Here is an 18,634-nt window from a genome sequence, read left to right as displayed (position 1 = left end):
GCGCCCGCGCCTGCTTGCATAGCGAAGCACAACAGCTGACAGGAAAGGATCGAAGGAAACCATGGCTGTTACCATCTATTACGAAGAGGATTGCAACCCGCAGATCATCCAGGGCAAGAAGATCGCCATCATCGGCTACGGGTCCCAGGGCCACGCGCATGCGCTGAACCTGAAGGACTCGGGCTGCGACGTGCGCGTCGGCCTGCGCGCGGGCTCCAAGTCGGCCGCCGCGGCCGAGGAGGCGGGCCTCAAGGTGATGTCCATCGAGGACGCCGCCGAGGAAGCCGACCTCATCATGATCCTCGTGCCCGACGAGCTGCAGGCGAAGGTCTACACCGAGCAGATCGCGCCGCATCTGCATGACGGCGACACGCTCGCCTTCGCGCACGGCTTCAACATCCACTACGGCTACATCACCCCGCCTGAGACGGTGAACGTCATCATGTGCGCGCCGAAGGGCCCGGGCCACATCGTGCGCCGCCAGTACACCGAGGGCTCCGGCGTGCCTGACCTCGCGTGCGTGGCGCAGGACGCCACCGGCGACGCGTGGGACATCGCGATGTCGTACTGCTGGGGCGTGGGCGGTGCCCGCTCCGGCATCATCAAGGCCACCTTCGCGCAGGAGACCGAGGAGGACCTCTTCGGCGAGCAGGCCGTTTTGTGCGGCGGCCTGGTGGAGCTCGTGAAGGCCGGCTTCGAGACGCTCGTGGACGCGGGGTATCCGCCGGAGCTCGCGTACTTCGAGTGCTACCACGAGATGAAGATGATCGTCGACCTCATGTACGAGAGCGGCATCCACTTCATGAACTACTCGATCTCCAACACCGCCGAGTATGGCGAGTACTACGCGGGCCCGAAGGTCATCAACGAGCAGAGCCGCGAGGCCATGAAGCTCATCCTGGCGCGCATCCAGAACGGCGAGTTCGCGCGCGAGTTCGTGGCTGACTGCAACAACGACCACAAGTGGCTCATCGAGCAGCGCGAGGCCATCAACGACCACCTGATCGAGCAGACCGGCGAGAACATCCGCTCGATGTTCAGCTGGATCAAGAAGTAGCTGAAAGCTGGGAAGCAGCTGAGACAAGGGGCGCCTGCGCTCTTCGAGGAGGAAGCGAGCCTGCAAGAGGCTCGCTTCCTCCACTTTTGGAGGCGCGCGAAGCGGTAAAATGTCTCTGCCGCTACAAGGAGCATGTGTTCTGCGAGTTTTGCGTGGGCAATGAGTTCAGGGTTTCTGACAGGTTGTTTGGGCTATTTGCGACGCGGCGCGTCGCGGACTCGGAGGTGGAGCATGGAGGAGAGCAAGCTTGAGGTCGAAGAGGCTGAGGTAGGCGTTGAGGCGGTTCTCGTGAGCGACGCGTACTATGCTCAGATTCGCTCGATTCTGGAAACCGCTCGGCAGAAGACGTACGCAGCTGTGAACAGGGAAATGGTACATGCGTATTGGAGAGTGGGGAAGAGCATCGTTGAGCAGCTGGGAGATGAGAAAAGGGCTCGATACGGCTCTCGATTCATAGCGGAGCTTTCTGATCGTTTGACCGAGGACTTTGGCAAAGGCTTCACGCCTACCAATTTGAGGTACATGCGCCTGGTCTACCTATCGTTCCCAATTCATCACACGCTGCGTGATGAATTGTCCTGGAGCCACTACCGGGAGCTTGCGAGGATCCCAAACGCCGATGAGCGCATGTGGTACATGAACGAATGCGCTGACAGCGGTTGGAGCACGCGGCAGCTGAAACGGCAGATCGACACGAGGTTTCACGAGCGGCTGCTGGCTAGCCGCGACAAGGAGTCGGTTGCTGCGGAGATCCAGCGTACGGAACAGCCGCCGACGCCACGCGACATCATCCGCGATCCCTACGTGCTGGAGTTTCTCGATCTCCCGCAGTCTGCCCACCTGTATGAAAGCAGCATGGAGCAGGCGCTCATCGATCACCTGCAAGAGTTCATGCTCGAGCTTGGGCGTGGGTTCTCGTTCGTCGCTCGTCAGAAGCGCATCAGTCTTGACGGGCGTCACTTCTACATCGACCTGGTTTTCTACAACTACCTGGCGCGCTGCTTCGTGCTCGTTGACCTCAAGACCGCCGACTTGACGCATCAGGACATCGGGCAGATGCAGATGTACGTGAACTATTACACACGCGAGCTCATGAACGAGGGAGACAACCATCCCATCGGCATACTGCTGTGCGCCGACAAGAGCGATTCGGTTGTGCGCTACACGCTGCCGGAGGACAATCGGCAGATCTTCGCCTCTAAGTGCTTGCCGTACCTGCCCACTGAAGAGGAGCTCGCCCAAGAGCTTAACGCCGAGTTTCGCGCCCTCGAGGAAGCGAGGATGGCTGATCTCGACTAGCGAAGAAAAGCGCGAAGCGCGTCTCTTCGCCGCCTCGCGGCATGGTGATTGAAGTGAGAAAGTCATCAGGACGAGCGCGTTTCGGAAGCGCGCTCCCTTCTGAAAGAGCTACGGCGTGCATGCGCCGTAGCTCTTTCGGGCGAATGCGGCGGGGTATGCATGCTACAATCTCTCTCGCGATTGAGACGGAGACGCAGAGAGCGAGGAAGGGCGTTCGTGGAGTTGAGGGTGGCGCGCGCATATAGCGTTGACGCGGCGAATGGCATGAATGACGTGGATGGCGCGGCTGGTACGGCTGATGCGGCTGGTGTGACCTCTGAGGTTAACGTGAATGATCTCGTTGGGGGCGTTTTCGGGCGCCTTGCCTTCAAGAAGCTGGTATAGCGCATGGGATTGCTCGTTAACTGCCTGGTCGTGGGCATGGGCGGGTTTGTGGGCGCGGTGTGCCGCTACCTGATGGGGCTTCTGCCCGTCGGGGGCGCCTCGGCGTCGGGGTTTCCGCTCGTCACGTTCGTGGTGAACGTGCTCGGCGCGCTCGCCATCGGCCTCATCGCGGCGACGTTCGCGAAGAACGTCAGCATGAACCCGCAGCTGCTGCTGTTTCTGAAGGTGGGCGTCTGCGGCGGGTTCACCACGTTCTCCACGTTCAGCCTCGAGACGCTTCAACTCCTTGAGCAGGGGAACTGGGTGATGGCGGCGCTCTACGCGGGCGCAAGCGTCATCGCGTGCCTCGCCGCCTGCGCTCTCGGCATGTGGCTCGCGAGGTAGGAACCAAGCGCGTGTGCGAACAAGCGCACCCCAGCGCTACGTCAATGAGCCTAAGCGCTCCATCTTTTCTCCTATTGCCCTGCACGGCATAGTGTGCAATATTATGCCCATGATTCCCCAGGACCACGGTCGGTGCATATGCGTAGGGGGGCGACATGAACGTATTCACTTCAGCGGAGCTTGCGTCTCGGACCAAGGCGGTTTACGAGGCGGTTCGCAGGGACGGATGCGCTTTTGTGGCAAACGACGGCAAAGTCGATTGCATGATGGTTGACCTCTCGATGTTCGATACCATGAACGAGGCGATTCGCTCTTACGATCAGTGGGTTGCCCAGCGTGAGCTTGAGCTCATGTGGAAGCGCAATGTGGCAAGTGGCGTGACGCTTGAGGACATCGACGCCGAGATCGCTGTGGTGCGCTCTGAGCGTCGCGGGACGCGCGCATGATACGGTACGTCGTGCTCGACACCAACGTGGTTGTGTCGGCTATGATCTCGCATCTTGATCACGGATATCCGGCGCTCCTTCTGCGAAAGATGATCGCACGAGAATTCGTGCCCGTCTATTCCTCGGCGATCATGGCTGAGTATGCTGAGGTGCTCAGGCGTCCTAAATTCAAGTTTCGCGAACGTGACGTCGAGCTCGTTCTGGGCGAGATACGTCATCTGGGCGTTCGACAGGAGAAGCTGGCGGGGATGACGGGCTTTCCCACTTGCCCAGATCCCGATGACCAGGAATTCTACGACGTCATTCATTCTGCTGACGCGCTTCTCGTCACGGGAAATCTTAAGCACTTCCCGAAAGAGAACCGCATGTTCTCGCCCGCGGGATATGTCAACGGGGCTGTTGGAGGCAAAGGCTAGCTGCTTGGGTAGAACTGCGACATGATGCCGACGGCGACGAAGCCGACGGTTGCGACTACGAGGCAGAGGAGCAGCTCGCGCTTGCGCGAGCAGGCGCCGAGGCGCGGGAACCGCTCCTTGAGGCGGCGGCGGTCGAGCGCGAGGTAGAACGCGGGGCCGAGGAACAGGAAGAGCAGCGTGTAGTTGGAGGCCAGGCGAAGCCAAAGCGGCGCGAACTCGTCAATCTGCCCTGGTCGGGGGAGGAAGATCATCTCCGTTACCACGGCGAAGAAGATGCCGAATACGAGCAGGACCACGACGTTCCGCGCGGTTGCGAAGGCGCGGGAAGGGCGCTTTCGCACAGGCGCGACGTGCGCAGGCGAATTGTCGCGCGCAAACGTCTGCGCGGATACGTCAGTCCCTGCTCCTGCGGGTGCGTTTGCCGCGGATGCGTCTGCCTTCGCGCTCTCGCTCATATACGCGCGCGGGTCCTGCGCCGCAAGCGTGTCGTTTGGCAGCGCAATCGCCGCAGGTTCGCATGAGACAAGCCCCCTTTCGCGGAAAGCGTGCGCTTCGGACGCCCCCGCTGTTCCCGCCTCGGCCTTGACCAGCCCAATCGCCTGCTCGAAGGCACCTTGCAGCTCGTCGACGCTCGAGAATCGCTGATCGGGGTCGAAGGCCGCCGCATGCGCGATCACGCGGCGAAGCGGCTCGGGGATGAGCGGCGAGGCGAAGTCGTGCCTGCGCGCTTGCGCGTCGGGCGTCTTCTCGGTGAGGCAGAAGTACAGCAGAAGACCGAGCGCGTACACGTCGCTGCGCGTGTCGGTCTGGCTGTAGCCGAACTGCTCAGGCGGGGCGTAGGCGCGCGTCCCGAAGTGCTTCGTGTCATCCTCGGCTTCGTCGTCATAGGTGCGCGCGATGCTGAGGTCGATGACCGTAAGGCTCTCGTCGGCGATGATGACGTTAGAGGGCTTGAGGTCGCGGTGGATGATCGGCGGGTCGAAGCTCTCGTGCAGCTCGCGCACGGCGCGGCAGAGCTGCGGAAACACGCGCGCTGCGAGCTCGGGCGAGGGATCGAGGCGGTACACGAGATCGGCGAGCGTCTCGCCGGGGACGTACTCCATGACGACGACGCGCTGCTCTCCCGCGCAGTAGCAGTCGAGAATGCGCGGGAGGTGAAGGAAGCGCCGCCCGGTTTGCTGCGCCGCCAAGAGCCGCTCATAGGCTAGGCCCAATCCCGCGTCGCAGTCGAAGCGCTTGCGGATGAAAGGCCCCATCTCCGCGCCGTTCGCCCCGGTGAAGAACACGCGCTGCGTGCATTCGAGCGCGCTTTCCTTCAGGACGGAGTCCACGCGGTAGTTGTCGTCGCGTGCGAGGGCGTTGAGATGTTCGGCGAGTTCGTCGGTCATGCTTTGACATGCTATCAGAGTTTGCTTGTTTGCGGGTTCGCGGAACGCATAGGCTCGCAGAGCGTGCGGCGCGCGAACTCATAGAGCGCGCGGGCTAGCAGATGGTCTCCTCGCCGAAGCGGTAGAGCTCCTCGTCGGCCTTCTGCAGGCTGTAGCCGTGTGTGAGGCAGAAGATGATGATGGCGTCGCGGCGGCGCTTGCAGTACAGCTCGTTCGCGCCAGCTGCCTGAAGGAGGCGGTTGGCCTCCTTCAGGGTGAGCTGCATGGCGAAGGCGAGCTGGAGGATCTTGTCGCGCGAGGCGCCGCGCTGCCCGACGAATATCTGGTAGCCGAACGTCTCGTTGAGGCTGGCGGCTCGTATCACGCCTGCGCGCGTGAGGCCGCGTTCGTCGAGCAGCTGGTTGAGGTAGGTCGGGAGATCGCGGCTCGTCAGGCGGTGTTTGCTCGTGAACGCGCGCGGGTCGGGAGCGCTCAGCAGCTCGTCGAGCAGCTCATCGGTCAAAGGCTCCTTCACGCGCTTCTTCTTCCTCTTCTTGGCCGGCTTTTTGACCATCATATCAAGAAAACGCGAGAACGCGCTCGCGCAGACTCTGGGTCTTTAGGCGACGGAGAAGGTTGCTTCGGCCAAGACGGTGTCGTCGAGGCTGATGAGCTCGGTGCATTCCACGGTCAGGTCCGATTGGTCGTCGAGTGCGTATGCTTGTTGGACGGTGATGGAGGCGCCGGGCTTAATCTCGCTCATCGTGCGAGAAGAGTCCAGGTCGCTTACGAGAGCTAGCTCAAGCTGCACGCCGTTCTGGAAGCATTGGTCGTGTATTGCCACCATGAAGCTCGTGGCCTCGTCGGAGTTGTTGGTGAACGTGTAGGTGACGACAGCCGCCGGATTGCCCTCGTAGTCAGTTGTGACGGCGCAGTCGTCAATGGTCACGGCGTACTTCGACTCAGCTGCCTTCTCTTCCTGAGCCGCCTGCCGAGGCTCGCCCGACTGATCTGCGCTGCTCGTGCTTGAGCTTTCCGTTGAAGAACAGCCTGCAAGCGCCACGCCTGCCGCCAGGGCGCATGTTATGCTGATCAGTGCAATTCGCTTGGTCATGTGAGTTCCTTTCACTCGTCTGAGACGTAATCAGCATAGACAAAGTGATTGTCGAAAACATTAGCTGGGAGCTAAGAGTTTGGCGCCAGCCTGTTGTTGCCCTTGGGGCACGTCAACGGGGCTCGGGGTAGGGGATTCCCGCCTTCTGGCGATATCTCGCTTTAGCGTGCTAAATTGGCGCTACAATACAGTAATTCTGCCGCGTCAGGCAGAAGGGGCGGCAACGCGCCGCCCGGGTTACTCCAGCAAGAAAGACAAAAGGAGCGCGCTAACAATGGGCAGGGTTTACAATTTCTCGGCGGGACCGGCGGTTCTGCCTGAAGAGGTGCTGAAGCAGGCGGCGGCGGAGATGCTCGACTACGACGGCTGCGGAATGTCGGTCATGGAGATGAGCCACCGCTCCAAGCCGTTCGCCCGGATCATCGAGACGGCCGAGGCAGACCTGCGTGAGCTCATGGGCGTCCCCGAGAACTACCACGTGCTCTTCCTCCAGGGCGGCGCCACGCAGCAGTTCGCGGCGATCCCGATGAACCTCATGCAGAACAAGAAGGCCGACTACATCGTGAGCGGCTCGTGGTCGAAGAAGGCGTTCAAGGAGGCGAAGCTCTACGGCGAGGCGCGCTGCGTGGCGAGCTCCGAGGACGGCAACTTCTCCTACGTGCCCGACGTCGACGGCCTTGAGTTCACGCCCGACGCCGACTACGTCTACATCTGCCAGAACGAGACCATCTACGGCACGCGCTACCCGAAGCTGCCGAACACGGGCAACATCCCGCTGGTGTCCGACGTGTCCTCGATGTTCCTCTCCGAGCCGGTGAACGTGGCTGACTACGGCCTGATCTACGGCGGCGTGCAGAAGAACGTCGGCCCCGCGGGCGTGGTCATCGTGATCGTGCGCGACGACCTGGTGCGCGAGGACGTGCTGCCGTTCACGCCGACCATCATGCGCTACAAGACGCAGGCTGACGCGAAGAGCCTGTCGAACACGCCCCCGGCGTACGGCATCTACATCTGCGGCCTCGTGTTCAAGTGGCTGAAGGAGATGGGCGGCCTTGAGGCGATGAAGGCGCGCAACGTCGAGAAGGCGGGCATCCTGTACGACTTCCTCGACCAGAGCAAGCTCTTCACGGCGACGGCGCGCAAGGAGGACCGCTCGCTCATGAACGTGCCGTTCATCACGGGCGACACCGATCTCGACGCGAAGTTCGTGGCCGAGGCGAAGGGCGCTGGCATCGAGTCCATCAAGGGCCACCGCTCCGTCGGCGGCATGCGCGCGAGCATCTACAACGCGATGCCGAAGGCCGGCGTCGAGGCGCTCGTCCAGTTCATGGACAAGTTCGAGCGCGAGAACGCGTAGGGGAGCCCAATCGCGCGACGACGCGGGCCGCGCATGCGACCGCCGCATGAGGGCGCGGACCGCACGTGTGGCGGCTGCATGAGAGCGCGGGCCGCACGTAGCACGCATATAGTCCTCAAGCGACTCTCATCAAATGACCCCGGCTCTGACCGGGGTCATTCCTTTCGGGCCTTCCTGGCAGCGCTCAGCGCTCTAGCGCAGCTAGCCGATGGCGGCATAGGGTTGCAAGGCATCACGCTGAGGGGATGCGGAAATAGTCCATCCATCGCCCAAAGCGATCTTGCGCGGCGAGGCAGGTGTCGGTGAGAAAGCCGCGCTCGTCATCCCATTCCGCCAGGCCGCGGTAGTAGAACAGCTTCATGTCCTCGGTTATGACAAACGGGACAACGCCGTTGCTGAGGCACTCCTTCAGCATGATCAGCCTGCCGACGCGGCCGTTGCCGTCCTGGAAGGGGTGGATGCGCTCAAGCCTTACGTGAAAGTCGATGATCTGATCGAGCGAGTGGGGGACATGCGGATCGTATTCCCTTATCAACGCCGTCATGTGAGCGGGGACTTCCTCGGGGGCCGACGTCGGCCGACCGCCTACCTCGTTTGGGACCTGCTTGTATTCTCCCACTGAGAACCAGGGGCGGGAACTGTCCGAGGTTCCTGCCTTCAAGGTTCGGTGCAGCTCTTTGATCAGATGCTCCGACAGGGGCTTTCGGGCGTTCTTGAGGCATAGGTCGATGCATCTGAAGTGGTTCACCGTCTCGATGATGTCGTTGACTGCGAGCATCCTTCCCTCGTCGCTGATCGATGAGGTCTCGAATATCAGGCGAGTTTGGTCGAGGGAGAGGCGGGAGCCTTCGATGTGATTCGAGTTGTAGGTGAACTCGACTTGCAGTTTGTGGTAGATGCTGCCGCGGATGCCGCTCTCCTTTTCCTCAAGAAGCCGCGCGAGGAGAGGATTGCCCGAAGATGCGTTGCGGGCGTTGGGGCGCACGGGCTTCTCAGCGTCGGCGGGAATGCTCCACATCCTTCCCGTGCGGAAGGCCCCGGGGACGCGGCCCTGCGCGCAGTAGTTCCGGACGCTCCTTTCGGAGACGCCCCATAAGCGGGCGATCGCTGCTGCTGGGAGGAACTCCACGACACCTGCTTTCCATCGGCAAGAACGCATAGGCCCACTATACCAAATCCGGCATGTTTATTGCCGCTATCGGCAATAACCCCTGCTTTCAAGCAGGATTGCGAAAGCGCTCCTATCTCGCTCGCTCAGGTAGCCTAACGGCTCGCCACGGAGAAGGTCTTCGGGATTCAATGAAACGAGCGGCGCAAGCTGTATGCGCGATGGCTTGAGCAGACCTTCTTCCTGCCAGTCGAGAAGCTCATAGTATTGGTACTGGGGCTTCGAGCTTGCCGAGGTCACCTTCGCCGCGATAACCGCTACGGTATTGCGGTTGATGATGACGACCGGGCGTACTTTGCCAACATCCGGATGGTCGGCGAACCGCACATAGGCAAGCCAGACCTGCCAAGGGGCTAAGCTAACGGACGAGCTGGGCATAAACGTCGTCCTCTTCGTCATCCATGTCGACGGGCAACACGCTGGCTCCCCAGCGCGGATCAACGGGCAGGACCGAAGCCGGGTCATAGCACGGCTTCGACGAAGCTCGCATGTCGAAGGGAAGCCCGCCCGCATCAATGGATTTCACCAGGAAGACGTTGATGGCGTCGCTGAGGCTCATCCCCCAGCGGGCATAGACCTCGGCCGCCTCCGCTTTCACATCAGGGACAACGTAGGCTTTTATCTCTGCGGTACGTGCTGCCATGGCGATCATCCTCCTAGGACGAAACTAGGCCCATTTTATGCCCTGATTTGGTTTTCGGCAATTGCTCCTGTCATCTGTTCGCATTGTGAAAAGCACGCTCATAATGGATGCGACGATTGGCCTTAGATTCGCCGCACGATTTACGGCGAATCGCAGGGGCGTTACTTCGAGTGGTTGGCAGCGGTGTGGGTCTTGTCGGCTTACGTCTTCTCTTCTGGGGTGAGAAGGGCCAGCCAAGGGCGGAGTCGGCGCTTACGGGCGAACTCTCCAGGTGCCTGACCGGGTGCTGCCTTCCCTGATGAGGCGGCCGTCCCTCTTCAGCTCCGCCACCAGGCGCTCGGCGCTGCGCTTGGAGCAGCCGAGCTTTTCGGCGAGGGCGGAGACGCTGCCTGCGGGATACGCGCGGAAGTAGGCGAGCGCGCTCTCGAGGTTGAGCTCGCGCGAGCTTTGCGGGGCGGCGAAGGGGCGGAGCGAGTCGCGTATTGCTTCCAGCATGAACTCGACGAACGCTTCGCTCGACCCCGCTGCGTCGGATTTCGCGAGGGCGGCATAGTATCCCGCTTGCCGCTGTCTGATCGTGCTCTCCACGGGCAGCCAAGCCAGCACGGGACGCCACCGCGAGAGGAGGAGCGTGTGCCAGAGCCGGCCGACGCGTCCGTTGCCGTCCGCGAAGGGGTGAGCGAACTCAAACTCGAAGTGGAACACGCATGAGGCGAGCAGCGGGTGCATGTCGGTTGCCTCCAGCCAGCTGAAGATGTCGGCCATGACCTCGGGCACGTAGGCGGCTGGCGTGCCGGCGTGGATGAGCCTGTCGCCGTCGAAGACGCCGACGTTGCCGGAGCGGAAGCGCCCCGCCTCGGCGACGAGGCCCTCCATCATGACGCGGTGGGCCTTGAGCAGGTCCTCAAGCGAATAGGGGTCAAGCTCGGGGATGAGGTCGTACGCCCGCTTGGCATTCTCGACTTCCCGGATGTCGCGGGCGCTGCCGAGCACGCGCCTTCCGTCGAGAATGGCCGTCACGGCTTCCTCGGTGAGGCTGTTTCCCTCGATGAGCAGCGAGGAGTGGATGGTCTTGATTCTCAGCTCGCGGTGGAGCATGGGACTTGCTGCGAGGTCGGCCTGAGGGGAGACCATGCCGACGAGCTCTGCGACCTCCATGCAGAGGTGGGCGATGCGGTCGTTGCGGTTGAACGGCGGCTCGTAAGGCACAGCCCCTCCTTTACGTCGCTATCGGCAATACAGCGCCAGCGCGGCGCTCTCGCATCTTTGATTACCGCCACGATTATACCGCCATTGGCGGTATAAAGTCGCTCGGGCTGTGCGATCGGGCTTGCGGATCGAGGTGCGAGCCAAGGCTCGGGCTGAGCGGCTTTCTTCTTGCCTGGCGTGCGCCTGCTGCTCCTCGCGCGCGTTTTCCGGCTCGCCCGCCGATTCCTGGGCGCTTGCTTAGCCGCAGGTGAGCGCACCTCGCCTACACTGCTGCGTGAGCGCACGCGTACGTTGCGTGCGCGGCGCGCGCCTGGCGGCGCACGCGGATTCGCCGGCCATACATGATGGGGACTCACATGACGAAGAAGATTCTGGTTACGGAGAAGATCGCCGAAGAGGGCATCGAGGCGCTGCAGAAGCGCGGCTACCAGGTTGACGTGAAGCTCGACCTCACGCCCGAGCAGCTCATCGAGGTGATACCGCCGTACGAGGCGCTCATCGTGCGCTCTCAGACCTTCGTGACGCCGTCGCTGATAAAGGCCGCCGAGAACCTCAAGGTGATCGGGCGCGCCGGCGTGACGGTCGACAACATCGACATCGAGGCGGCCACCGAGGCCGGCATCATCGTGTGCAACGCGCCCACCTCCAACATCGTGAGCGCCGCCGAGCACACCATGGCGCTCATGCTCGCCGCCGCGCGCAAGATCCCGCAGGCCAACGCCTCCATGCACGCAGGCCAGTGGGTGCGCACGGAGTTCGTGGGCACCGAGCTCTACGGCAAGACGCTCGCCATCTTCGGCCTCGGCCGCATCGGCGGCCTCGTGGCCGAGCGCGCCTGCGCCTTCGGCATGCGCCTCATCGGCCACGACCCGTACTGCAGCCCCGAGCGCGCCGAGCAGCTCGGCGTGACGCTGTACGACTCGGTGAGCGAGGTGGTGACCCAGGCCGACTTCATCACGGTGCACCTGCCCAAGACCGCCGACACCATCGGCATGTTCGGCCCCGAGGAGTACGCCGCCATGAAGGACGGCGTCATCCTGGTGAACGCGGCGCGCGGCGGCATCTACCAGCCCGACTCGCTGGCCGACTTCGTGGCCGCAGGCAAGATCGCGGCCGTGGGCATCGACGTGTACGAGGAGGAGCCCTGCACGGAGGGCCCGCTGCACGAGTTCGACAACGCGCTGCTCACCCCGCACATCGCCGCCGTCACGCGCGAGGCGCAGGTGCGCGCGGGCGTCCAGATCGCCAACTACGTGTGGGCGGGCCTGGAGGGCTCCATCGTCCCCACGGCCATCAACGTGTCGCCGCTGCCGCCCGAGGTGCTCGACGCCCTCGGCCCCTACGTGCCGGCGTGCAAGATGATGGGCCGCGTCATCGCGCAGGTGCTCGGCAACATCCCGAAGTCGCTGCGCGTCGAGCTCGCGGGCACCATCGCCGACGCCGACCCCGAGATGCTCGTGGCGGGCGTGCTCGACGGCATCCTCACGTACCGCCGCCTGAGCACGGTCACCTCCTCGAACGTCGACTCGGTGGCCGCACGCCACGGCATCTCCGTGCAGACCGCGGGCGTGTCCGACGCGCAGGAGTACGCCTCCGCGGTGCGCGTCGTCGCTGACGGCGTGGAGATCTCGTCGACGCTCTTCGGCATCGACCAGGCTGCGCGCATCGCCTCCATCATGGAGTACAAGATCGACATGGCGCCCGCGAAGCACTCGCTCATCTTCGAGTACGTCGACGCGCCGGGCCGCATCGGCACCATCGGCACCATCCTCGGCGCGGCGGGCGTCAACATCACCACCATGCAGATCGGCACCAAGCCCGCCGAGCAGTGCGCGCTCGTGTACATGAACGTGGAGGGCGAGGTGAGCGCGGAGGTGCTCGACGAGCTGCGCGCGGCCATCGACCTGAAGAACCTCTGGGCGCTCACGCTGTAGGTCGCGGTTCTCGGCAGCTGGATACCATGTGACGAAGCGAGAGGGGGCTGGAAAGACGGCCCCCTTTTGCTATCATGTGCAAATGCGGTTAACCGCACGAGGTAAGACAGGAAAGAAGGAACCATGACCCGCAAGATCAACATCTTTGACACCACCTTGCGCGACGGCGAGCAGTCGCCGGGCGCTTCCATGAACACGGAGGAGAAGCTCGTCATCGCCCGCCAGCTGCTGCGGTTGAACGTGGATGTCATCGAGGCGGGTTTCCCCATATCGAGCCCAGGTGACTTCGAGAGCGTGCGCCGCATCGCCGAGCTCGCGGGCGAGGACGCCACGGTGGCCGGCCTCACGCGCGCCATCGAGAAGGACATCGACGTGGCGGCCGACGCCCTCAAGTACGCCAAGCGCCCCCGCATCCACACCGGCATCGGCGTGTCGCCCTCGCACATGCGCGACAAGCTGCGCATCACCGAGGACCAGTGCATCGAGCGCGCCGTGCACGCGGTGTCCTACGCGAAGAAGTACGTGAGCGACGTGCAGTTCTACGCCGAGGACGCGGGAAGGTCCGACTACGACTTCCTCGTCAAGGTCATCCAGGCGGTCGTCGACGCGGGCGCCACGGTTGTGAACATCCCCGACACCACGGGCTACTCGCTGCCCGAGGAGTTCGGCCAGCGCATCAAGTACCTCATGGACAACGTGCGCGGCATCGAGAACGTCACCGTGTCGGTCCACTGCCACAACGACCTCGGCATGGCCACGGCGCTCGCCATGGCCGGCGTGAAGAACGGCGCCACGCAGGTCGAGTGCACCGTCAACGGCCTCGGCGAGCGCGCGGGCAACACGGCCATGGAGGAAGTGGTCATGGCCATCCGCATGCACGAGGCCGAGCTTGACGCGCACACCGACATCAACACCCGCGAGTTCATCAAGGCGAGCCGCCTCGTGAGCTCCATCACCGGCATGAACGTGCAGGCCAACAAGGCCATCGTCGGCGCGAACGCCTTCGCGCACTCCTCGGGCATCCACCAGGACGGCGTGCTGAAGAAGCGCGACACCTACGAGATCATCGACCCGGCCGACGTCGGCGCAGGCTCGAGCCAGATCGTGCTCACGGCGCGCAGCGGGCACGCGGCCCTGAAGCACCGCCTCGAGGAGCTCGGCTACGAGTTCGAGGGCGAGCAGCTCGACCAGGTGTACGAGGCGTTCCTCAACCTGGCCGACAAGAAGAAGGAGGTCTACGACGAGGACCTCGAGAGCCTCGTGAACGAGCGCGACCGCGAGGAGAGCGCGCTCTACACGCTCGAGAGCGTCCAGATCAGCTGCGGCTTCCCGCTCACGCCCACGGCCACGCTCACGCTCGCGAACCCCGAGGGCGAGCCGATCACCGTGTGCGCCTACGGCACCGGCCCGGTCGACGCGGTGTACAAGGCCGTGAACCAGATCATCAAGGTAGACAACGACCTCACCGAGTTCTCCGTGCAGTCCGTCACGCGCGGCATCGACGCCCTCGGCGAGGTGACCGTGCGCGTGAAGGCCGGCAACGGCGAGGTGTACACCGGGCGCGGCGCCGACGGCGACATCATCGTGTCGTCCACGAAGGCGTACCTCAACGCCCTGAACCGCCTGCTCTCCGAGAAGCGCTAATCTGTTCCGTTCGCCCTGACGGGACGAACGGAACTGCTCGACGCTGCGGCTTCTTGCGGTGCCTGACCTAGCCCCTTGTGCAGGGCTCGGCGTGGGCGGAGCCCACTTGGCCCTGCGGCGGGGCTATCTCAGGCACCGCAAGAACCCTCGCTGACTTTTTACCTCCCACGGGGACGTTGTCCGTTAGCCGCATTCGTCGTCTGGTTTTGGGGTGCGGATGGGGGAAATACCCTATAATGGCGAAGCTCTTTTGTGGAGCTTCGCCATTTTTTATGTATAGAAGGGAAGGGTAAGCCTCATGACTGACGACAAGGAGGCGCGCGCCGGGAAAGCGCAAAGCGCGCCGTCGGCGTCGCCCGCCGACGGCGCCGCCGTCGCAGACGAGCCGAAGAAGCCGTGGTTCAAGCGGCTCTCGCTCACCACGTGGATCTTCATTGCGCTCGCGCTCGGCGTCGCGGCGGGCCTGGCGCTGCAGGGGACGCCGGAGATCGCGGACACCTACATCAAGCCGCTCGGCACCATATTCCTCAACCTCATCAAGATGATCGTCGTGCCGCTCGTGCTCTTCTCGATCATCGCGGGCGTGGTGTCGCTCGAGGACGTGAAGAAGGTCGGCGCCATCGGCGGCAAGACCATCGTGTTCTACCTCACGACCACGGCGTTCGCCGTGACGCTCGGCCTGATCTTCGCCAACGTGATGAACGTCGGCGCGGGCTACATCCTGCCGGCCGAGGACCTCGTCTACGAGGCCAAGGAGGCCCCGTCGTTCATCGACACCATCGTGAACATCTTCCCGTCGAACTTCGTGCAGCCCATGGCCGACGCCACGATGCTGCAGGTCATCGTGATCGCGCTCGTGTTCGGCTTCGGCATCATCGCGGCGGGCAAGAAGGCCGCCATCGTGGTGGAGTTCACCAACGCGATGTCGGACGTGTGCATCAAGGTGATGCACGGCATCATCATGATCGCCCCGTTCGGCGTGTTCGGCCTCATCACGCCCGTCATCGCGAACAACGGGCCGGAGGTCCTGGCGCCGCTCCTGTGGCTCGTGGTGGTGGCCTACGTGGCCATGATCTGCCAGATCGCGCTCGTGTACTCGGGCATCGTGAAGCTGTTCGCGCGCATGAGCCCCTTGAAGTTCCTCAAGAACCAGGCGCCCGCCATGGGCTTCGCCTTCGCGTCGGCCTCCTCGGTCGGCGTGCTGCCGCTCAACCTCGAGTGTGCCAAGAAGATGGGCGCGTCTGACGAGGTGGCCTCGTTCGTGCTGCCGCTCGGCGCCACCATCAACATGGACGGCACGGCCATCTACCAGGGCGTCTGCGCCATCTTCATCGCGCAGGTGTTCGGCATCGACCTCACGATCGGCCAGCAGTTCACCATCGTGCTCACCGCGGTGCTCGCCTCCATCGGCACGGCGGGCGTCCCCGGCAGCGGCATGATCATGCTCGCCATGGTGCTCCAGTCGGTGGGCCTGCCGGTGGAGGGCGTCGCGCTCGTGGCCGGCGTCGACCGCATCCTCGACATGATGCGCACCGTGGTGAACATCACGGGCGACGCGGCGGTGGTCCAGAGCGTCGACGCGATCCAGAAGCGCTCCTACGCGCGCAAGGAGCAGAAGCTCGCCGCCTAAGGGCGCGAAGGGCGCCCTCGGCGCTCATTTTGTGCCGCATTCTCGTCCCCATCGCCTTCGTTTCGGGTGATAATACGCTCTACACGAAAGCGGACGCAGGGCCGCCTCACCACGCCGGGCGTGATGCGGCGGCCCTGCTGCATGACAGCTGCACCACGAGGGAGAGAGAGGGCACCCATGGTTGAAGAGGAGAACAAGCTCGGCCGCAAGATCGTCACGCTGCGCACGGCGCACCACTTGAGCGCGCAGGACCTGGCCGACCGCTGCGGCTGTGACGTCTCGGTGATCGAGGATCTGGAGTCGGGCACGGCGCCGGCGTCGCTCGCGCCGCTCATCAAGATCACGCGCGCGCTCGGCGTGCGCCTCGGCACGCTCATGGACGACGACGAGGCGTTCGGCCCGGCCTATATCTCGACCGAGCAGATGCGCGAGGTGGAGCTCACCCGGAGCCTCCAGACCGCGAGCGACGCGGGGGACTTGAGCTACTTCAGCCTGGCGGCGGGCCGCCCCTCGCGCCACATGGACCCCTTCATCATCACGGTCGACCCGTGCGGCGAGATGGACCACGAGCTCGTGGGGCACGAGGGCGAGGAGTGGCTGTTCGGCATGGAGGGCTGCATCGAGATCGAGTACGGCCGCGAGGTCTACGTGCTGCATCCCGGCGAGAGCATCTACTACGACTCCATCGTGCCGCACCAGGTCCGCGCCCACGAGGGGCAGAAGGCGAAGTTCCTGGCCGTCGTGTACACTCCGTTGTAGGGGGCGCGCATGACCACTCCCGCCTCCGCTTCTGCTCCCGTGCCCGTTCCCGTTCCCACGCCCGCTCCCGCGCCCGTTCCCGGCTCGCCGGACTACCCGCTCCACTCCGAGAAGACGATCGGCGACTACTTCCGCGACCAGGTGGCGATAGACCCCGACCACGAGTTCGTGGTCTACCCCGACCGCGACCTGCGCTGGACGTACCGGGACTTCGACGAGCGCACCGACAACCTGGCCAAGGGCCTGATCGCCATCGGCATGAAGCCGGGCGACCACCTCGGCGTGTGGGCGCGCAACATCCCCGACTGGCTCACCTTCATGTACGCCACCGCGAAGGCGGGCATCGTCATGGTCACGGTGAACCCCGTGTACAAGAGCCACGAGCTCGACTACGTGCTCAAGCAGTCCGACATGAAGGCGCTGTGCGTGATCGACGCCTATCGCGACGTGGACTACCTCGAGATCATTCGCGGCCTGGTGCCCGAGTCGCTCGAGCAGCAGCGCGGCTTCCTGCGCAGCGAGACGTACCCCTGCCTCGAGAACCTCATCTACATGGGGCCTGAGAAGCACCGCGGCTTCTACAGCGTGCCCGAGCTCATGCTCCTGGGGCAGCACTACCCGGACAGCTCGCTCGAGTGGGCGGCGCACCAGTTCGACAACAACGACGTCGTCATGATGCAGTACACCTCCGGCACCACGGGCTTCCCGAAGGGCGTCATGCTCACGCACCGCAACATCCTGAACAACGGCTTCTACATCGGCGAGGGTCAGAAGCTCGGACCTGCCGACCGCGTGTGCCTGCCCGTGCCGTTCTTCCACTGCTTCGGCTGCGTGCTCGGCGTGATGGCGAACCTCACGCACTGCTCCACCATGGTCATCGTCGAGGACTTCGACGCGGGCCTCGTGCTGCAGGCCATCCACAAGGAGCGCGCCACGGCGGTCTACGGCGTGCCCACCATGTTCATCGCCGAGCTCAACCACCCCGACTTCGACACGTTCGACCTCACGAGCCTGCGCACGGGCATCATGGCGGGCAGCCCCTGCCCGCCCGAGACGATGCGCGAGGTCATGGACAAGATGTACATGCGGGAGATCACCATCTGCTACGGCCTCACCGAGACGAGCCCCGTGTTCACGCAGACCTCGGCCGACGACGACATCGAGCACAAGTGCGAGACGGTCGGGCGCGCGCACCCGCCGGTCGACGTGCGCGTGATCGACCCGTCCGACGGGCACGTCTGCGGCGTGGGCGAGCCGGGCGAGCTGTGCTGCAAGGGCTACAACGTCATGAAGGGCTATTACAAGATGCCCGAGGCCACGGCCGAGGCCATCGACGCGGACGGATACCTGCACTCGGGCGACCTCGGCATGGTCGACGAGGACGGCTACTACCGCGTGACGGGGCGCATCAAGGACATGATCATCCGCGGCGGCGAGAACATCTACCCGCTCGAGATCGAGAACTTCCTGCTGGGGCACCCCGGCATCCTCGACGCGCAGGTGGTGGGCATCCCCGACGCGAAGTACGGCGAGATCGTGGGCGCCTTCGTGCGCACGCGCCTGGGGCACGAGGACCTCACCGAGGACGACGTGCGTCAGTGGGCCATCCCGCGCATCGCGCGCTACAAGGTGCCCAAGCGCGTGTTCGTCGTGGACGACTTCCCCATGACGCCCTCGATGAAGGTGCAGAAGTTCAAGCTGCGCGAGATGGCCGAGGAGCTGGTGCGCGCCGGGAAGTAGGGGAGCGGGACGCGGGCGCGTCGCGCGGGGCGCCGGCGGGCAGCGCCCGCGCCCGCGCCGCCCCCGTCCCGCGCTTGCCTCGT

Annotated in this window: 18 protein-coding genes; 11 read left to right on the top strand and 7 right to left on the bottom strand. The window is 64.0% G+C overall.

Going from position 1 to position 18,634, the window contains the following annotated elements:
* The first annotated feature begins 61 nt into the window (after positions 1-61).
* The 5 genes from ilvC (at position 62) to HRL41_RS06180 (ending at position 3,986) form a co-directional block, all read left to right on the top strand.
* On the top strand, positions 62-1,057 hold the full coding sequence (gene ilvC / locus HRL41_RS06200; RefSeq protein ID WP_165172802.1) for a ketol-acid reductoisomerase: 996 nt from the start codon (positions 62-64) through the stop codon (positions 1,055-1,057).
* Between the two features lie 231 nt (positions 1,058-1,288).
* The gene (locus HRL41_RS06195; RefSeq protein WP_216662543.1) at positions 1,289-2,356 is read left to right on the top strand and encodes a YhcG family protein; all 1,068 of its coding nucleotides are present in this window, start codon (positions 1,289-1,291) and stop codon (positions 2,354-2,356) included.
* A 387-nt stretch (positions 2,357-2,743) separates the two neighbouring features.
* Positions 2,744-3,124 carry a fluoride efflux transporter CrcB gene (crcB, locus tag HRL41_RS06190; protein ID WP_172136008.1) on the top strand — a complete coding sequence of 127 codons (381 nt, stop codon included), beginning with the start codon at positions 2,744-2,746 and terminating at the stop codon, positions 3,122-3,124.
* A gap of 155 nt (positions 3,125-3,279) precedes the next feature.
* Positions 3,280-3,570 (top strand): hypothetical protein, encoded by a 291-nt coding sequence (locus tag HRL41_RS06185; RefSeq protein ID WP_172136007.1) that lies wholly within the window; start codon positions 3,280-3,282, stop codon positions 3,568-3,570.
* An 11-nt stretch (positions 3,571-3,581) separates the two neighbouring features.
* A complete protein-coding gene (locus HRL41_RS06180; protein WP_172136006.1) occupies positions 3,582-3,986 on the top strand; it encodes a putative toxin-antitoxin system toxin component, PIN family in 405 nt (134 codons plus the stop codon).
* Here HRL41_RS06180 and HRL41_RS06175 read toward each other — a convergent pair.
* The 3 genes from HRL41_RS06175 to HRL41_RS06165 all read right to left on the bottom strand — a co-directional run bounded on the left by HRL41_RS06175 (position 3,983) and on the right by HRL41_RS06165 (position 6,467).
* Positions 3,983-5,374 carry a serine/threonine-protein kinase gene (locus HRL41_RS06175; RefSeq protein WP_172136005.1) on the bottom strand — a complete coding sequence of 464 codons (1,392 nt, stop codon included), beginning with the start codon at positions 5,372-5,374 and terminating at the stop codon, positions 3,983-3,985. The two genes, HRL41_RS06180 and HRL41_RS06175, sit on opposite strands and share 4 nt — an antisense overlap.
* Positions 5,375-5,468: 94 nt before the next feature.
* Positions 5,469-5,888 carry an XRE family transcriptional regulator gene (locus HRL41_RS06170; RefSeq protein WP_165172806.1) on the bottom strand — a complete coding sequence of 140 codons (420 nt, stop codon included), beginning with the start codon at positions 5,886-5,888 and terminating at the stop codon, positions 5,469-5,471.
* Between the two features lie 84 nt (positions 5,889-5,972).
* The gene (locus HRL41_RS06165) at positions 5,973-6,467 is read right to left on the bottom strand and encodes a DUF5067 domain-containing protein (protein ID WP_172136004.1); all 495 of its coding nucleotides are present in this window, start codon (positions 6,465-6,467) and stop codon (positions 5,973-5,975) included.
* 274 nt (positions 6,468-6,741) lie between these two features.
* Between HRL41_RS06165 and serC the strand changes: the two genes are divergently transcribed.
* Entirely contained in the window at positions 6,742-7,824 is a 1,083-nt protein-coding gene (serC, locus tag HRL41_RS06160) for a 3-phosphoserine/phosphohydroxythreonine transaminase (protein ID WP_172136003.1), read from the top strand.
* A gap of 232 nt (positions 7,825-8,056) precedes the next feature.
* On the opposite strand, the gene HRL41_RS06155 is transcribed toward serC, so the two are convergent.
* From HRL41_RS06155 to HRL41_RS06140, 4 genes are all read right to left on the bottom strand, one after another.
* On the bottom strand, positions 8,057-8,953 hold the full coding sequence (locus HRL41_RS06155) for a Fic family protein (protein WP_371808807.1): 897 nt from the start codon (positions 8,951-8,953) through the stop codon (positions 8,057-8,059).
* A gap of 66 nt (positions 8,954-9,019) precedes the next feature.
* Positions 9,020-9,370 carry a type II toxin-antitoxin system PemK/MazF family toxin gene (locus HRL41_RS06150; RefSeq protein WP_172136001.1) on the bottom strand — a complete coding sequence of 117 codons (351 nt, stop codon included), beginning with the start codon at positions 9,368-9,370 and terminating at the stop codon, positions 9,020-9,022.
* Positions 9,351-9,635, bottom strand: coding sequence for a type II toxin-antitoxin system RelB/DinJ family antitoxin (locus HRL41_RS06145; RefSeq protein WP_216662542.1), 285 nt, complete (start codon positions 9,633-9,635; stop codon positions 9,351-9,353). The genes HRL41_RS06150 and HRL41_RS06145 overlap by 20 nt, the downstream gene beginning before the upstream one ends.
* Before the next feature lie 252 nt (positions 9,636-9,887).
* On the bottom strand, positions 9,888-10,844 hold the full coding sequence (locus tag HRL41_RS06140) for a Fic family protein (RefSeq protein WP_172135999.1): 957 nt from the start codon (positions 10,842-10,844) through the stop codon (positions 9,888-9,890).
* A 356-nt stretch (positions 10,845-11,200) separates the two neighbouring features.
* Between HRL41_RS06140 and serA the strand changes: the two genes are divergently transcribed.
* The 5 genes from serA (at position 11,201) to HRL41_RS06115 (ending at position 18,551) form a co-directional block, all read left to right on the top strand.
* Positions 11,201-12,778, top strand: coding sequence for a phosphoglycerate dehydrogenase (gene serA / locus HRL41_RS06135; RefSeq protein ID WP_172135998.1), 1,578 nt, complete (start codon positions 11,201-11,203; stop codon positions 12,776-12,778).
* A gap of 123 nt (positions 12,779-12,901) precedes the next feature.
* Positions 12,902-14,422: a 2-isopropylmalate synthase gene (locus HRL41_RS06130; protein WP_172135997.1), complete on the top strand. Its 1,521-nt coding sequence runs from the start codon at positions 12,902-12,904 to the stop codon at positions 14,420-14,422.
* Positions 14,423-14,720: 298 nt separating this feature from the next.
* Complete coding sequence (locus tag HRL41_RS06125; RefSeq protein WP_172135996.1) at positions 14,721-16,052, top strand: dicarboxylate/amino acid:cation symporter; 1,332 nt, start codon at positions 14,721-14,723, stop codon at positions 16,050-16,052.
* A gap of 177 nt (positions 16,053-16,229) precedes the next feature.
* Positions 16,230-16,811 carry a helix-turn-helix domain-containing protein gene (locus HRL41_RS06120; protein WP_165172847.1) on the top strand — a complete coding sequence of 194 codons (582 nt, stop codon included), beginning with the start codon at positions 16,230-16,232 and terminating at the stop codon, positions 16,809-16,811.
* 9 nt (positions 16,812-16,820) lie between these two features.
* A complete protein-coding gene (locus HRL41_RS06115) occupies positions 16,821-18,551 on the top strand; it encodes an AMP-binding protein (RefSeq protein WP_172135995.1) in 1,731 nt (576 codons plus the stop codon).
* Positions 18,552-18,634 lie beyond the last annotated feature (83 nt).

This window comes from Adlercreutzia sp. ZJ473 (genome assembly GCF_013185065.1).
In the GTDB taxonomy this organism is placed as follows: Bacteria; Actinomycetota; Coriobacteriia; order Coriobacteriales; family Eggerthellaceae; genus CAAEEV01.
The sequence above is the reverse complement of the archived record's forward strand: the minus strand, read 5'-3'. Positions and strand labels throughout refer to the sequence as shown.

Bases quoted from the DNA above. Each gene is read 5' to 3' on its own strand.
- ilvC (WP_165172802.1), top strand. From the start codon at position 62: ATGGCTGTTACCATCTATTACGAAGAGGATTGCAACCCGCAGATCATC.
- HRL41_RS06195 (WP_216662543.1), top strand. From the start codon at position 1,289: ATGGAGGAGAGCAAGCTTGAGGTCGAAGAGGCTGAGGTAGGCGTTGAG.
- crcB (WP_172136008.1), top strand. From the start codon at position 2,744: ATGGGATTGCTCGTTAACTGCCTGGTCGTGGGCATGGGCGGGTTTGTG.
- HRL41_RS06185 (WP_172136007.1), top strand. From the start codon at position 3,280: ATGAACGTATTCACTTCAGCGGAGCTTGCGTCTCGGACCAAGGCGGTT.
- HRL41_RS06175 (WP_172136005.1), bottom strand. From the start codon at position 5,374: ATGACCGACGAACTCGCCGAACATCTCAACGCCCTCGCACGCGACGAC.
- HRL41_RS06165 (WP_172136004.1), bottom strand. From the start codon at position 6,467: ATGACCAAGCGAATTGCACTGATCAGCATAACATGCGCCCTGGCGGCA.
- serC (WP_172136003.1), top strand. From the start codon at position 6,742: ATGGGCAGGGTTTACAATTTCTCGGCGGGACCGGCGGTTCTGCCTGAA.
- HRL41_RS06150 (WP_172136001.1), bottom strand. From the start codon at position 9,370: ATGCCCAGCTCGTCCGTTAGCTTAGCCCCTTGGCAGGTCTGGCTTGCC.
- HRL41_RS06145 (WP_216662542.1), bottom strand. From the start codon at position 9,635: ATGGCAGCACGTACCGCAGAGATAAAAGCCTACGTTGTCCCTGATGTG.
- serA (WP_172135998.1), top strand. From the start codon at position 11,201: ATGACGAAGAAGATTCTGGTTACGGAGAAGATCGCCGAAGAGGGCATC.
- HRL41_RS06130 (WP_172135997.1), top strand. From the start codon at position 12,902: ATGACCCGCAAGATCAACATCTTTGACACCACCTTGCGCGACGGCGAG.
- HRL41_RS06125 (WP_172135996.1), top strand. From the start codon at position 14,721: ATGACTGACGACAAGGAGGCGCGCGCCGGGAAAGCGCAAAGCGCGCCG.
- HRL41_RS06120 (WP_165172847.1), top strand. From the start codon at position 16,230: ATGGTTGAAGAGGAGAACAAGCTCGGCCGCAAGATCGTCACGCTGCGC.
- HRL41_RS06115 (WP_172135995.1), top strand. From the start codon at position 16,821: ATGACCACTCCCGCCTCCGCTTCTGCTCCCGTGCCCGTTCCCGTTCCC.